The following is a 15,281-nucleotide window of genomic DNA, read 5'->3' on the forward strand; positions in this document are numbered from 1 at the left end:
GGAAGTATTTCTCCACTCCTTTGGTGAACGTTATTGACTATAACGCGTGAGATAATCCTGATGGTAAGGCAGCTTATCTACCGCCCGATCGATGTTCGTGCGAATTTGCGACAGCAATTGCTCCAGTTCCTGCCGACTCATGGTATCGACAATCGGGTGATACGACTGCGGCATCAGCCCCTGCCCTATCATCACCTGCTGCCAGGAGTCGTCGAACAACTCACTGCCCTCACGGAATACGCGACCGGTTTTGACGAACAAATCGATACGGTGGCGTAATGAGTCAGGCACATCCATTTGACGGCAATGACGCCAGAATGGGGTGTCTGTGCGGTTCGTTACATGATAATGCAGAATGATAAAGTCGCGGATGTGCTCGATGTCAAAATCGGCCTGAGCGTTGAACTCGTTCACATCCTCTTCGCATATGCCATCGATGGGAAACATTCTCAGCAACCGCACGATGCCCTGCTGGATAAGGTGAATACTGGTGGATTCCAATGGCTCTAAGAAACCACTGGCAAGGCCCAGCGCAATACAGTTGCGGTTCCACTGTTTACGACGACGTCCGGTGCGAAAGTGAATGACGCGCGGATCGTTTAACGGCTTGCCTTTGATGTTGGCAAGTAGTTTCTCAATAGCCTCATCATCGCTGACATAGTTACTGCAATATACCATGCCGTTACCCACACGATGTTGCAGCGGAATTCGCCACTGCCACCCAGCTTCATGGGCAATACAACGAGTGTAAGGAATGGGGTCGCCAACGGATTCTGTTTGCACCGCTACCGCGCTATCGCAAGGCAACCAGTGCGACCAGTCTTCATAACCGGTGTGCAACGCTTTTTCAATCAGCAGGCCACGGAAGCCCGTGCAGTCGATAAAGATATCGCCCTCTATGACATCACCGTTGTCCAGCGTCAGACTTTCTATATAGCCGTCCTTTTCGCGCATAGTGACGTCATCGATTTTGGCATCAATGCGGGTCAGGCCCTCATGCTCAGCAATTTTTCGCAGAAACTGCGCGTACAGCGTCGCATCGATGTGATACGCGTAGTTCAGACCATTGTTTGGCAGGTGCGCAAATTTACCGGCTTCTGCGGCTTTGCGCTCCAGGCAGTAATCACCAAAGTCGGTGCTTAAGCCTTCTTTTAAACCGCGCATCCAGAAGTGCTGAAAGCCGGCTGCCCAGCAATCTTTCCCGGTTACGCCAAAAGCATGCAGATAGGCATGCTCAAGCTCTTTCCAGTTCTCGAAATTAATGCCCAGTTTAAATGTAGCATTGGTGGCTGCCATAAACTCCTGCTCATTGATCTTGAGCAGCTTGTGGAAGAACACCAGTGTAGGAATGGTCGCTTCACCCACCCCAACGGTACCAATGTCACTGCTTTCTATCAGCGTAACATCTACCTGCCGGTTCAGAATTCGGGTAAAGGCTGCGGCCGCCATCCAGCCTGCGGTGCCTCCTCCGGCAATTACCACCCGTTGCTTTTTAGAATCAGTCATAGTCTGTCCTGCCGAATTCAGTTACTGCTTTAAATTATTTGCCAGCCATGCCTTAAACTGTCGCATAGTTGGCTCATCAATATGGCCTAGCGGCCCTTGCCGGCTTTCCGGAATGTGGGAAAAGCGTGTCGATGACTCACCAAATACATAATGATTAAACATCGCCTTCCACGCTTCGCGTTGGGCATCGGGTAAATTATTCAGCGCTAGCAGGGCATGGTAGAGCGCATTCTCCGTTCGTCCCAAATGGGAAGGCGTTTCTCGCCACCAGAAATTCACCAGCATATTCATGGTTTCCTGCCCTTCAATGTGATGCCACCACATTGACGGAATATATAGCGCGTCGCCCGGATGCAACTCCACCACCAGTGCGTTTTCCAGCGCAGTGGCAAAATCAGGGAAACGATCAAGGTCCGGCTTTTTAAAATCCACTAGGCTAATGGCTTGCCCTGCGGGCGTAAAATGTAGCGGCCCTACGTACAGGTTTTCCACTTGCTCAGGCGGAAACAGGGTCACTTTGCGTTTGCCCGCGGTCACGCAAATAAGATTGTCGGGCACGTCATAGTGCGCCGCTATCCGGCTTTTGTTACCAATCCATAATGTGGCCAGAGGATCCAGCGAGTCCAGCCCTATCGGATTCGCCTCCACAAAACCCGGCAGACAACTTTGCACCGTGGTAGATCCTACGTATAACGAGTCGGGTTCATCTTCTTCTGCCAGCGCAAGCATCGCTTTCAATGCCTGCATAAACGGTTTGCGAGTGCGGCTGAAGTTGAACCCGGACATGTCGTCGTTGTAGAACATCCGCCCATCTTCTGCGTGTGCTAACTCAAGACAATCAACAGTCACATTGTTGTCGAACTGCTGTAAGTAGTTAACCAGCGCCGCATCACCTTGTTTTGCCGCCTGCACCACTGGCCAGTGCGATACCAGCCCGGGCAAATGCCGGGGGCGGGTCCATTGCGACAGTTGCGAGGGCAATGCGTCCGACGTTGTTACGTGTTCCTGCTGTGGTGATGGCATGCTCATTTAGCTGCTCACTCGCGCCTTTTTCAGGTCAATCATATGACGAAGTTGCGACATGGATGCCAGCATCATGTATATCAGTTCGATGTAGCCATTGCTGTGCAAGTCGCCCAGCGTCTCTGCGTTCAGTTTTTTGAGCTTATCTTCATTCAGCGCATAAAAGCCTGAAAGGCGGTGAGTACCTGTACCATCCAGATCGATATCCACGACAAAGCTTTCTATCAGTTCCAACTCGTTCAGGCGTTTTACGAACAGCCCGGCTTCCGTCTGACTTTGATGAATAGTGCTTAGTACGTTGGCGATATTATCGATGTAATCGGTATTGCCGCCGTGGGGCAGGAAGATTGGCTGGCCTTCTGACTCATTCACGCGCGGATCATCCAAATCGATGTGAATCGACAAGGTTTCCTCGCCCTGCTGAGCATTTCGACCAATCAGAAACGGCCCTTTCTCAATGAGCAGCGGCTTGTAACTCGCCAGCCAGTCGTTACCGGATAAGAACAGGTTTTCTCCCTGTTCAAAGCCCAGCAGTGCCACCATCTGAAAATCGCCATTAGCGTCCTTGGCGAACATCAACGGATAATGTGCCTGCGCGTGTCGGCATTCCACCGGATACACCGGCACACACATAATATTTTCGCCATAGGCGTCGCTGTGCGTGGTGATCACTTTCAGATCTTTGTGCTCGACGTTATTCAGTAAGACGTGTTTAGCCATGATCACTCCTATTAGCTGGCTTCGTTCGCGGCGGCTGACCGTAACTGTGTTAACAGTTCGCGGTTTTGCGGCAGCCCCGCAAGTAATTGTTGTAAACGCTGATGGTTATGACGTATTGCCACTTCAGCCTGAGATAAGCGTTGTGCCGGGAAGCGGCCCGGATCTACCTGCCCTTTGTACCCCATGCCGTAAAGAATATAGAGGTAGCTGGCAACAGGGAAAATTTCGTTATTAAACAAAAAATCGTCAGCGTGAGGAGGACGCGTATTCCACATCTCCAGCCAGGCCTGTAGTTGCAGAGAAGCGCCGCTCATATCAGTCATATCCCGCCAGTATGCGGTGTCTCGTCGCTCGCTTAGCACGTAGTGCAGCTTCAAAAAGTCAATAATACGGGCCCAGCGTGTGTTCATTACCTGATTAAACTGTTCAGAAGCCATCTGCATTTGCGCGTTATTCGATGGTAACAAGCGGGCGATGTCTTTTGCTGCCAGTTCAATCATCACCAGCGCAGACGCCTCCAATGGCTCGAGGAATCCGGCAGACGTGCCTACAGCAATACAGTTGTGTTTCCACAGGGTTTTCCGATAGCCCGGCGTAAACTGAATTTTTCTGATGGCGTCAGGATCAACGTCGGCTGAAGCATCATCGTTTTTTAAATAGTTAAGCAGTGTGGCTTTGGCCGTGTCATCGTCAACGTGTGCACTGCTGTAGACATAGCCTGTACCCTTGCGGGTAGGCAGGCCGATATCCCAGATCCAGCCTGATTCCTGCGCGGTAGACACCGTAGCAGACTGAATTGGTGTTGAGTCGCTTTTGTACTTCGCCTGCACTGCCATGGCGGTATCGTTTTTCAATGCGGTTACGGGTGCGAGCGGCACACCATAATGCTGACCGATTAGCATTGCAGCGAAGCCGGAACAATCAATAAAAATATCGCCCGGAATTTCACCCTTTTTCCCGCGAATAGCCTGCATGGGCTGGTCTGGTTCACCAATAATAGCGTCAACATGGTCAATGACATGCGTCACCCCAAGCACATTAACACTGTGGTTTTTTAGCAACTCTGCGAATTTATTCGCATCAAGGTGATAGCCATAGTTCGCCACCGCAGCATAGGGTGGGGTTTGCGGCTGTTTCGGTGCTTTTTGCTGTTCGCAAAGCGCAACCTGGGAGGAAAACAGCGTGGCAAAGCTGACATTGTTATCAGCCTGCTGCCACCAGGCGGCAATATCAGTTTCAAAGAAACCAGCAGGTAAATCGAATGGATGATAATAGACGTCATCAGACTGCCCGTTAATCCAGCCTTTGAAGCACGTCCCCTGTTTGAAAGAGGCATCGCAGGAAAGCAAAAACGGGTACTCATCTATACCAATTTTGCGCAATGTGTCACGCATCGTTGGCCAGGTACCCTCTCCTACGCCAAGAATTTTAACGTCAGGCGATTCCACCAGCGTAACGGATACGTTGGGGTTATTCTTCACATTGTGTTCAGCAGCAATAATGGCTGCTGTTAACCAGCCGGCTGCGCCGCCACCTACGATCACAACAGACCGGTGCGGCGTTGAATTGTGTTGTGACTTCATTTTATTGTCCCGTCTGCGCAGATTTGTGCGTATCTGATAGTCGCAGTTTTACCGACATTGTGTGTGCAAGCCGGTTGTTTCTGATTTTTCTTTCCACCGTCCCGGGGGAAGATAAACCCACAGCGAGTTGCTAATTCAGTTCCGTTTAAAAAAGCAACTCGTTGGAGTCTAACTTATTAAGGCGGTCGGCGCTGCCGATTCCTTCGACAGCGCCTCCCTGATCTACAACTTCTCGGGACTAGAAGTTGTAGCGCACACCCACGTTATAACGAGGCTCACCGTCGTACACGCCAATCAGCATGTTTGGATGACGACCATGCGTACGTTGGTACTCGTTAGTAATGTTGATACCTTCAACAAAGACTTCGAGGTTTTCCATCGCCTGATAGCGAACGCTCGCGTCCAGCTGACTGTATTCCTCAACATAAATCGGGTTACGTTCACCGTTCCCGTCAAAGCCGGAAGCGAAGAACTTGTCACGCCAGTTCCAGGCAAGACGCACTTCCCAGGCATCTTTTTCATAGAAAAGCACCGCGTTGGCTGTATCACTCAAACCTGGCAATACAAACTGATTCGGCGCTTCGCCTTTGTTCGTATTGTAGTTATCGTAAGTTACGTCCCCATCAACCGTAGTGTAGTTAACAATGACGCCAAAGCCGGTCTCACCGAAGATGTGCTGTACGGCCATCTCGAAACCATCAACGTTGCGGGTATCGGCGTTGATATCCTGAATGATGGTGTAAGGCATAAGTGGATCTTCACCCGCGATACCCACAATCTGGCCGTCCGCATTCGTGTAACCCTGGTCGACAAAGTACTGGCGTACTGCTGTCGCATCGTCTGTACCCAGAGCTTCAACCGCTTCCTGATAACGAGGGCCACCAAATGGGTTAGGCAGGTTGAACACTGTGTCGGTATACGAATCCTGCGCAATGAAGTTATCTACGCTCTTGTCGAAGTAACCGATAGAAACGTAGCTGCCTTCGCCGTAATAGTATTCTGTCGACAGATCGATGTTCGTTGACTCAAACGGCAACAGATTAGGGTTACCTGCGTTACCGGTACCACCGTTGAAACGCGCCAACTCACCAATTGTCAGACCACCCTGAATTGACTGGTAGCTTGGACGTGTGATGGTTTTGCTGTAAGACGCACGCACAATCAGGTCTTCAACCACTTCAATATTGAAGTCGACAGAAGGCAGGAAGTGATCATAACCACCATCCAGTGAAGTAAACTGGTTCCCTACTGCTTGTGCAGTGAATTCGTTATCGCCGGTCCAGGCGATAGTGGAATATTCAGGTACCAGAGCGGTAGACTCAACGTCAGTGTCTTCGTATCGCACGCCCACAACCAGGTTCGCTGGCATGGTGCCAATTTCGAATGACATGTTGGCCTGCACATAAGCAGCCCACTGCGTTTCTGTCGTACGACGGTCAGTGGAGTAATTTGGATCCATACACAATTCGGTACCACACGGTCCAAGGTTGTCGCCGTTAGCCGTTGCAATCGCCGAAATCGCGCTTAAGAAATCCTGCATGCTTGATGCATAGTAGAACGGTTCCAGACTGCCGCCATTGCTACCTAAAATGTCATCGAAGCGGCTCGGCAGGTCTTGCTGAATAAAGATATCATCCGGATAATCTTCTGGCGCCCCATAGCCGCCCCAGGTATCACGCTGCGCGTTAGAATACGCAGAGCGATTGTCTACTTCGATTGCAGAAATACCGAAGTCAATTGAGCCAAGGATGCCTTCATCGACATAGTACTTACCGCTGAACTGAATCTGATCGATCTCAGATTTCATGTAACTGTTTCGGAACGACGTGCCCGAAGTTAGCATGCGTGAAGGGTCCAGGCCGTCTACGCCGTCGGCATAGGTGATGTCCATCACAGGGAAGTCTTGTGAATAATCAACTTCCGTCAGCACGCGGTCAAACTGTACACCGGAAATAACGTTGTCGCTTCCCAGGTTATCGCCAGGACCTGCTTCCGCTGTCGAGTGATGATAATCCAGTTCCAGTTCCAGTCGGTCTGAAACTAACCACTCGAAATTCACACCAATAGAGTTATTTTCATTCACACGAGTGAAGTCTGATGTACCCAGACCGACATCTGAACCGGAGTTGTCCGCATAGATTACCGGCCCAATAACCGATCCTTCTGTGTTGCTGCCCTGAGTATATTCACCGTATACGGGCTGGCCGTTAAACCAGGTTGAAATCTGTTGACGCATTGTGCGTGTTTCAAGCTCTGAATAGGTGTAATCCAGCGTGGAGGTAAAATTATCTACCGGACGATATTGCAGCGTTAACTGGCCGTTTGTCCGGGTGCGACGGAATTCGTTGAAGTTGTACGCCAGGTTACGAGGTACTGAGTACACATCGTTTTCCTGAGGCGGATTCTCGAAAGTATCCTGAGGCAAGGACCCCCAGTCGCCACCGTCACCTTTAATGGTATACCAACCATTCCCGGTTTCGGCACTGGCCGAACCGCTGTCGCGCTCTTGGTAAGAACCGATAAGTTGAATACCGAATTTGTCATCGTTAAACGTTTGACTGTAAATACCCGAGAGTTCAGGCGTTACCTTGCTGCCGGTTTCGGTAGAATTATCGTACACGCCTTTAACCGATGCAGATGCCGTCAGGCCAGGGTTAGAAAGCGGCTTAGCCGTAACCAGGTTTACTGTAGAACCGATACCACCAGTAGGTTTTGCAGCCAGGCTGGTTTTGTACACCTCAACTGCCGATACCCCTTCTGAAGCCAAATTTCCAAAATCGAAAGAGCGTGAGCTGGATGCTGACGTAGCTTCGATAGAAGCTGCCGGCATCTGACGTCCGTTTAGCGTTACCAGGTTATAGTCGGGACCAAAGCCACGAACCGTAATCCGGCTACCTTCACCGTTGGAACGGTCGATTGACACACCGGTAATACGCTGCAGTGATTCTGCCAGGTTGGTGTCCGGAAATTTACCGATATCTTCCGCGGAAATGGCATCAACGACACCAGATGCCGCTTTTTTTGTCAGCATTGCTTTGGTCAAACTTTCGCGAATACCGCTGACTTCAATGACTTCAAAATCACCGGCGGTTAATTCCTTCTCTTCGCTTTCCTGTGCTACTGCAGGCATTGCTGCAACAGCACCCAAGATTAGCGACAAACTGGTTGCTAATCGGGTTTTATTAAATGTTCTTGATTTCATGTATTTCCCCAGTCGAGCGGTTATGCGTTAAGGACATCCACTATTTGTAAGACCCAGGGAGCGAGTCGGTTACAAGTGTAGTTCATGTGCCAATAGCCGCTTCATTCACATTGGTTTTATCTTCATACGATGCATACCGCGGCATCGCTCGCCAACTGCAATGAAAGCGCTTACAAATTTACAGGCAAAAGCTGTAAGCGCTTTCATTACAAAATACTTACGATACTTTTGTAATGCAAGTGTTTTAAACTTGTTAATTGATTTATTTTTAGTCAACTCTGGATCGACCAGATCGCATACCTGATCGTTTGTTGTTCTGGATCCAATCCTATGAATGTTGTGAACACAACAATAAATAACGCTTATAACACTGATTTATTTTTATTTATTTTTTACCAGCATCTATCTTAGGTAGGTGGTTGCATGAACCACGTTTAACGAAAACGCCTCATTAGAGAAAATATTGAACATGATCGTATTTACAAATGATAAATGTAAGCGCATTCAAAAATACAATGTAAGCGCTTGCATTTCACTTTCTCACGCCTATACTAGCCAACAAGTTATTAACAATATTGTGTGCGATTCACGTCAAGCTGGTCTGAAGGCGCGCCTTAGTACCTGCTGTATCTAAACACGCCACAACGACAAGGCAGAACGTAACTATGAACCATACTGCTCAGGCTGGTACCCACCACAGTCCCAAAACATCGCATTTTGTTCTGGGCACTCTCACATCATTGTTTTTCATGTGGGGTTTCATTACCGCCATGAACGATGTGTTAATTCCGCACCTTAAATCATTATTCGAACTAAGCTTCACCAAAGCCATGCTGGTTCAGTCGTGTTTTTTCGGCGCCTATTTTCTGGTATCAATTCCCGGTGGTCGTCTAGTCAGTAAAGTCGGCTACCAGAAAGGCATTGGCATTGGCCTGATCACTGCCGCTGTTGGTTGTGTCATGTTCATACCGTCTGCTTACATGGAGCAGTACTGGATGTTCCTGACGGCTTTGTTTGTACTCGCATCAGGCGTGACCATCCTGCAAGTGGCGGCAAACCCGCTGGTAACCGTGATGGGCGATCCTGAAACGGCATCGAGTCGCTTAACCATGACGCAGGCATTCAACTCACTGGGAACCACAGTTGCGCCAATCATAGGCGGTTACCTGCTATTTTCCGCCACGCATGGTGAATCCAGTGCCCCCGTAGAGGCCAGTTCTGTCATCGCGCCTTACCTCTCAATGGCAGGCATATTAGTGGTTATGGCAATCGTAATGATTAAAGTCTCATTACCCAAGCCATCTAAGGATGACGTTGACCTGCCTACCGAAGCCGATCAGACCGTACTGAAACACCGCCACCTGGCGTTAGGTGTTATTGGTATTTTTGTTTATGTCGGTGCAGAGGTATCAATCGGCAGTTTTCTGGTTAACTATTTTGTTTCTGAAAACGTCATGGGCATGACCGAAGGTCAGGCTGCTAACTATATCGCCTATTATTGGGGCGGTGCCATGGTGGGTCGGTTCATCGGTGCAGTTTTGATGCAGAAAGTCAGCCCCGGTAAATTGCTGGCGTTCAATAGCGCGCTGTCCTGCCTGCTGATTATTTTGTCAGTTTCAAGTTCTGGCAGCCTGGCCATGTGGTCGATTCTGGCAGTAGGTCTTTGTAACTCTATTATGTTCCCCACTATTTTCAGTCTTGCACTGAAAGGACTGGGTAAACAAACAGCAAATGGCTCAGGCATGCTCTGTCTGGCGATTGTTGGTGGTGCCATTATCCCTCTGCTACAGGGCGTGGTAGCCGACACAATGGGCCTGCAGATCTCTTTCCTGTTACCCATGCTTTGCTATCTATATATCGCATATTACGGCCTTATTGGGTCCAAGCCTGTCGAATCTCAGGAGAAAAACGCATGAATTTTAAATGGAAGCATTCCGTCGCAGTAGTTGCTACGGCGCTGCTGGTGTCAGCTTGTCAGAAAGACGACGCTACGCAAGCCACATCAGCGAATGTTGAACCTGAGCAGACCTCTCGTAGTCTGCCACCGGCACCTGATTCACAGGTTCCGGACTACTGGCCTGAAATATCCTTCACTACCGAGAATAGTGAGGAAGTAGAAGCCACGGTATCTGAGCTGCTGGAAAGCATGACGCTGGAGCAAAAGGTTGCACAAATCATGCAGCCCGAAATTCGTGATGTCACCGTTGAAGACATGCGTAAATACGGTTTCGGATCCTATTTGAATGGTGGCGGTGCGTTCCCGAACAACGACAAGCACGCATCAATGGAAGACTGGGTTGCCGTGGCAGAAGCCATGTATCAGGCATCCGTCGATGATTCCTTAGATGGTATCAGCATCCCGACAATGTGGGGTACAGACGCCGTACACGGTCACAACAATGTGATTGGTGCGACCTTATTCCCACATAATATCGGTCTGGGGGCGATGAACGACCCAGAGCTTATCAGCCGAATAGCCACCGTTACCGCCAAAGAAGTGCGTGCTACTGGTATCGACTGGATTTTTGCACCAACAGTGGCTACTGCACGTGATGATCGCTGGGGCCGCACTTATGAAAGCTACTCAGAAGATCCTGAAATCGTAGGCAAGTATGCGCGTGCGATTGTTTCTGGTCTTCAGGGCGATATTCGCGATGGCAACATTGACGATGAGCACGTGATTTCTACCGTGAAGCATTTCGTGGGTGATGGCGGTACCGAAGGTGGTGACGATCAGGGTGACAACCTGGCCGATGAAGAAACGTTGTTTCGCATTCACGCGCAGGGCTATGTAGAAGGTCTGGATGCAGGTGCACAATCGGTAATGGCATCATTTAACAGCTGGCATGGCGATAAGATCCATGGCAACAAGTACCTGTTAACCAACGTATTAAAAGAAAAGATGGGCTTTGACGGCTTTGTGGTTGGCGACTGGAATGGTCATGGGCAGATTAAGGGCTGCAGCAATGAAAGCTGCCCTCAGGCGATTAACGCTGGCCTTGATGTTTACATGGTGCCAACGGGTGCCTGGAAGCCGCTATACGAAAATACTATCGCGCAGGTAAAAAGCGGTGAAATTCCCATGTCCCGTCTTGATGATGCGGTACGCCGGGTGCTTCGCGTGAAAGTCCGCGTCGGATTATTTGATTTGCCTTCGCCCGCAAAGCGCTCGCTTTCAGCAAAAGCGGAGTTGATTGGTGCAGACGAGCATCGTGCCGTTGCCCGTGAAGCTGTTCGCAAATCACTGGTAATGCTGAAAAATCAGAATGATATTTTGCCACTGACGCCTGACATGAACGTGTTGGTGGCAGGTGATGCTGCGCACAATATTGGCAAGCAGTCTGGCGGCTGGACTATCACCTGGCAGGGCACGGGAAATGAAAACAGTGATTTCCCGGGTGCCACATCAATTTATCAGGGGATTGAGTCTGTAGTGTCAGAAGCTGGTGGCAACGCCGTGTTGTCTGAAGATGGCAGCTTTGAAGAGAAACCCGACGTCGCCATTGTCGTATTCGGCGAAAACCCGTATGCAGAGGGTAACGGCGATTTGTCGAACCTGGAGTACCAGCGCGGCGATAAAACCGACCTGGCCCTGCTGGAATCATTGAAAGCGAAAGGGATCCCGGTAGTTTCCGTATTTATTACCGGTCGGCCTCTGTGGGTGAACCCGGAACTAAATGCATCTGATGCCTTTGTGGTTGCCTGGTTACCTGGCTCAGAAGGTCAGGGTGTCGCAGATGTGCTGTTTACCAAAGCAAATGGTGACGTGAATTATCCTGTGACCGGCAACCTGTCGTTCTCCTGGCCAGCGCTGCCTTCGCAGGCAACTGTGAATCGCGGAGACGGAAAAACGCCGTTGTTTCCTTATGGCTATGGCCTGGAATATGGTGAGCAGGATACTACCGAATATCCGCTAAGTACTGATCGCGGTGAACTCGGCAATGCCGGCCTGACATCACACGATATCTACGTTCGCAGCACACAGAAACCGTGGCAGTTAATGATTAAAGACAGCGACGGTGATACCGTCATGCAAAGCAATATTATTACCTCAGCGGGTGCATCGGTTCGCACCACCGATCGCAACGTGCAGGAAGACTCTCTGGATATGCGCTGGACAGGCGATGCGGTTATTGGCTTTTTTGCCCCCTTCCCTGAAGATCTGCGTGACTTTACTGCGGACAATTCAGCACTGGTCATGGATGTGAAAGTTGAAGCCAACGCCGGCTCACTCTCGGTCGCCTCAGGCTGCTCAGAAAATTGCGATGTCTCACTGCCGCTTAGTGACTACATGACCGACACTAACGAGTGGCAGACAGTAACCTTGCCCACTCGCTGCTTTATGGAGCAAGGTGCTCAGTTTGGTGAGGTATTCTCGCCAGTGGCTTTGAGCGGTGCCAGCGACGCGCATATTATTGTGTCGAATATCCGCTTTGAAGTAGATGTGGATAACGCGCCAGCCTGTAAGGACTGATACGCAACAGTAACGTTAAACGCTTCCTCCCCAACCCGGAAGCCGAACGTACAAAGCCACCTTCGGGTGGCTTTGTTTTTGGTGCTTTTTATACCAATCCGTAAGCATGTGTAATCAGGTCAGGGAAAGATGAATGTCGCTAATTGAGGCACATTGATGAAGGAATGTCTGAGCCTTGCATCGACCGGACTCATGACGATGTAAAATATCGCGCGGATAACCTGTGGTGCCCCTGCTCCAATAAATCAAATGAAAAAGCCGGCAAAACGCCGGCCTCTTGGATCAGAATATGACTATGGCAATCAGAATCTGACATTCACTCCTGCCCAGAAGTTACGGGTGCTGTCTTTAATGTTGTAGTCATCCAGGAATACCACTTCACTGACCATGCCACGACCGGTCAGGTATTCGTAAGTACCATCACCATTTAAGTCGTTATATTCTGCGGTGTAGGTCGTAAAGTCTTCGTCCAGCAAGTTGTTTATTCTTGCATTGACCGTGACATGCTCGTTAATACGGTAGCGCGCGCCAAGCGTCAGCAACTCGTAGTTTTTGTAGTAAAGCGGCTTGTCCAGTGTGCTGTCCCAACCCCGGTAACGATCCGAGCGTAGCTGGGTTTGCAGATACAGATTAATATCCGTCGTCATATCCCAGTTCAGGGTGACATTGGCCATATGCTCGGCGGTGTTGGTTAACGGCTGGCCTTCTTGCGGGCCGCTTTCCTGCTCACTGTCCGTCCAGGTATAGTTAGCACTGACAAACCACGATGATGATATCTGTAGGCGACCTGCCGCCTCTATGCCCTGTAAATCGACCTCGTCAATATTGATTTTCTGGCTGTAACTGTCGTAGCCCAGCTGGTCGTAATCACCGAGATTTACACAGGGACGCACGCCTCCGGTAGTTTCACAACTATAGACCGTGTCGCCGCGAGCAATTTTGTCTTTAAACTGGGTATTGAAGTAGGTCAGGTTGAAGTTATGTCCTTCATCACTGTTCCAGTACACCGCGATTTCACTGTTTACGCTGGTTTCAGGCTCAAGATTAGGGTTGCCCGCAAACGGTGAGGTACCTTGCCCGCCAAAGCCGGTAATGCCGTCATACAGATCGGTAGTATTCGGGGTTTTATAGCCGGTGCTGACACCGCCTTTTACCGTCCAGTTATCTGAGAACGTATAAACCGCGTAAACTCTTGGCGACACCTGGCTGCCGAATACATCATGCTCGTCGTAACGCACCCCAGCGGTCAGTGTCAGATAGTCATTTGGACTCCAGTTATCTTCAGCAAACAGCGACCACATCTTCTGCTCCTGAATACCGCCGGCTTCGCTGTCTTCCAGTCCAAAAACGCCGTCCAGCAATTCTCCATCGATAAGCTGGCCACCCAGTACAATATTGTGCTCGCCCCAATAGCCGGTAACCGGAATATCGATTCGGGCATCCAGCGTGTACTGATTGCTTTCTAACGGACGCTTAGGTCGCGGCAGGAACGTTTCCTCGGCGATATCACGGCGTTCTGTTTCACTTAATCCCGCATACTCACCGGTGCCGTCGTACATTTGCTGCAACAACAGGCGTTCCTGCACGGACAGCGGCAAGGTACGTCCATCGTTAGAGGTATCCACATAAGAAAGGGCTATCATGCTTGAGAAACTTTCCCACTGTGCATCGTGGCTAATCGACCACCACTCGCGGTTAAACTCCTGGTTCGCCGCATAGCCGGCACGCGGGTTCACCACACCGCCACGATCTGCCCAGATGGATTCGATATTATCTTTGGTGCCAAGGGGGTACGAAATCTCGCCGGTATCGATATTGTAGGTAGGCGTATTGTCATAAGTCTGATTCGAGTTGTCGTAATCAAACTTCACACTCTGGTTGTCAAACGGCGTGTAGTAAAGCGTGAAGCCAAACTGCTCACTGTCGCTGTCGACGGTTCTGCCGCCGCTGCCGAAACCTAGCTGACGAACATGCACCTCACCATTAGGATCCACCGCAGGATCAAACTCAGGCGACGACGCCTGGCGCTCATAAACACTGCCTCGGATCCCTAACGTCAACAGGTCTTTGATCAGCGGGCCCTGTGCGAAGAAGTCGGTCGTTATATCGTCGCCGAACTGATCGTCGGTTTGCAGACTTCGCCCGAAATTGATTGAACCACCCCACGCTTCTGAACGTTTTTTGGTGATGATGTTTATCACACCACCTAACGCATCTGCGCCGTAAAGCGTCGATGCCGGACCGCGAATAACTTCAATACGCTCAATAGCCTCTATAGGCGGTACGTGTCCAAAGGCATTGCCACCAAAGTTATTCGGATAAATATCACCGTGGTTATTCATACGAATACCGTCGATAAGCAAAAGCGTGTATTCCCCCGTGAGGCCTCGCATGCTCACGGTGCCCTGTCCTGTCTTATCGCGGGTAGTACCAATGTCGATACCTTCCTGAAACTGGACTGCATCCAGCAATGTCATAAAAGATCGTGCTTGCAAGTCTTCCTGCGTAATCACAGAAATACTGGCTGGAGCTTCTGTCAGTTTTTGTTCAAACCCTGTTGCAGAAACAACAATATGTTCCATTGCACTGCCATCAGGCAGCATGGGGGTGTTTTCCTGAGCCAATACGCTGGTACCTAATAGCGATGATAAGACGGCCGAGGCGACCATTGAATGACGAATGTTCACAGGTTTTTCTTTCCTTCTCAAAGTGTCCGTAGTGTGCAGATAAGCCGGTGTATGGTTCTCTGAATCAGGGTGCTGATAGTAGCAAT

General features: G+C 50.0%; 8 protein-coding genes. 2 read left to right on the top strand and 6 right to left on the bottom strand.

Translation table 11 applies throughout. The features are described from left to right. Positions 1 to 30 precede the first annotated feature (30 nt). The 5 genes from JKP77_RS00735 to JKP77_RS00755 form a co-directional block, all read right to left on the bottom strand. Positions 31 to 1,506 (bottom strand): tryptophan halogenase family protein, encoded by a 1,476-nt coding sequence (locus tag JKP77_RS00735; RefSeq protein WP_218309289.1) that lies wholly within the window; start codon positions 1,504 to 1,506, stop codon positions 31 to 33. A 21-nt stretch (positions 1,507 to 1,527) separates the two neighbouring features. Next, positions 1,528 to 2,535 (bottom strand): cupin-like domain-containing protein, encoded by a 1,008-nt coding sequence (locus JKP77_RS00740; protein WP_246601010.1) that lies wholly within the window; start codon positions 2,533 to 2,535, stop codon positions 1,528 to 1,530. Next, a complete protein-coding gene (locus tag JKP77_RS00745; RefSeq protein WP_218309290.1) occupies positions 2,536 to 3,249 on the bottom strand; it encodes a SapC family protein in 714 nt (237 codons plus the stop codon). Positions 3,250 to 3,260: 11 nt separating this feature from the next. Continuing rightward, positions 3,261 to 4,832, bottom strand: a complete 1,572-nt coding sequence (locus JKP77_RS00750; RefSeq protein ID WP_218309291.1) for a tryptophan halogenase family protein — start codon at positions 4,830 to 4,832, stop codon at positions 3,261 to 3,263. A gap of 238 nt (positions 4,833 to 5,070) precedes the next feature. Next, a complete protein-coding gene (locus JKP77_RS00755; protein ID WP_218309292.1) occupies positions 5,071 to 8,034 on the bottom strand; it encodes a TonB-dependent receptor in 2,964 nt (987 codons plus the stop codon). A gap of 665 nt (positions 8,035 to 8,699) precedes the next feature. On the opposite strand from JKP77_RS00755, the gene JKP77_RS00760 reads away from it, so the two are divergent. Continuing rightward, positions 8,700 to 9,950, top strand: a complete 1,251-nt coding sequence (locus JKP77_RS00760; protein ID WP_218309293.1) for a sugar MFS transporter — start codon at positions 8,700 to 8,702, stop codon at positions 9,948 to 9,950. Beyond that, positions 9,947 to 12,508, top strand: coding sequence for a glycoside hydrolase family 3 protein (locus JKP77_RS00765; RefSeq protein WP_218309294.1), 2,562 nt, complete (start codon positions 9,947 to 9,949; stop codon positions 12,506 to 12,508). The genes JKP77_RS00760 and JKP77_RS00765 overlap by 4 nt, the downstream gene beginning before the upstream one ends. Before the next feature lie 302 nt (positions 12,509 to 12,810). Here JKP77_RS00765 and JKP77_RS00770 read toward each other — a convergent pair whose 3' ends face one another. Then, on the bottom strand, positions 12,811 to 15,177 hold the full coding sequence (locus JKP77_RS00770; protein WP_218309389.1) for a TonB-dependent receptor domain-containing protein: 2,367 nt from the start codon (positions 15,175 to 15,177) through the stop codon (positions 12,811 to 12,813). Positions 15,178 to 15,281 lie beyond the last annotated feature (104 nt).

Source organism: Alteromonas antoniana (assembly GCF_019249295.1).
Lineage (GTDB): Bacteria > Pseudomonadota > Gammaproteobacteria > Enterobacterales > Alteromonadaceae > Alteromonas > Alteromonas antoniana.

Excerpts from the sequence above, each read along its gene's own strand:
- JKP77_RS00735 (WP_218309289.1), bottom strand. The coding sequence starts at position 1,506 with ATGACTGATTCTAAAAAGCAACGGGTGGTAATTGCCGGAGGAGGCACC.
- JKP77_RS00740 (WP_246601010.1), bottom strand. The coding sequence starts at position 2,535 with ATGAGCATGCCATCACCACAGCAGGAACACGTAACAACGTCGGACGCA.
- JKP77_RS00745 (WP_218309290.1), bottom strand. The coding sequence starts at position 3,249 with ATGGCTAAACACGTCTTACTGAATAACGTCGAGCACAAAGATCTGAAA.
- JKP77_RS00750 (WP_218309291.1), bottom strand. The coding sequence starts at position 4,832 with ATGAAGTCACAACACAATTCAACGCCGCACCGGTCTGTTGTGATCGTA.
- JKP77_RS00755 (WP_218309292.1), bottom strand. The coding sequence starts at position 8,034 with ATGAAATCAAGAACATTTAATAAAACCCGATTAGCAACCAGTTTGTCG.
- JKP77_RS00760 (WP_218309293.1), top strand. The coding sequence starts at position 8,700 with ATGAACCATACTGCTCAGGCTGGTACCCACCACAGTCCCAAAACATCG.
- JKP77_RS00765 (WP_218309294.1), top strand. The coding sequence starts at position 9,947 with ATGAATTTTAAATGGAAGCATTCCGTCGCAGTAGTTGCTACGGCGCTG.
- JKP77_RS00770 (WP_218309389.1), bottom strand. The coding sequence starts at position 15,177 with ATGGTCGCCTCGGCCGTCTTATCATCGCTATTAGGTACCAGCGTATTG.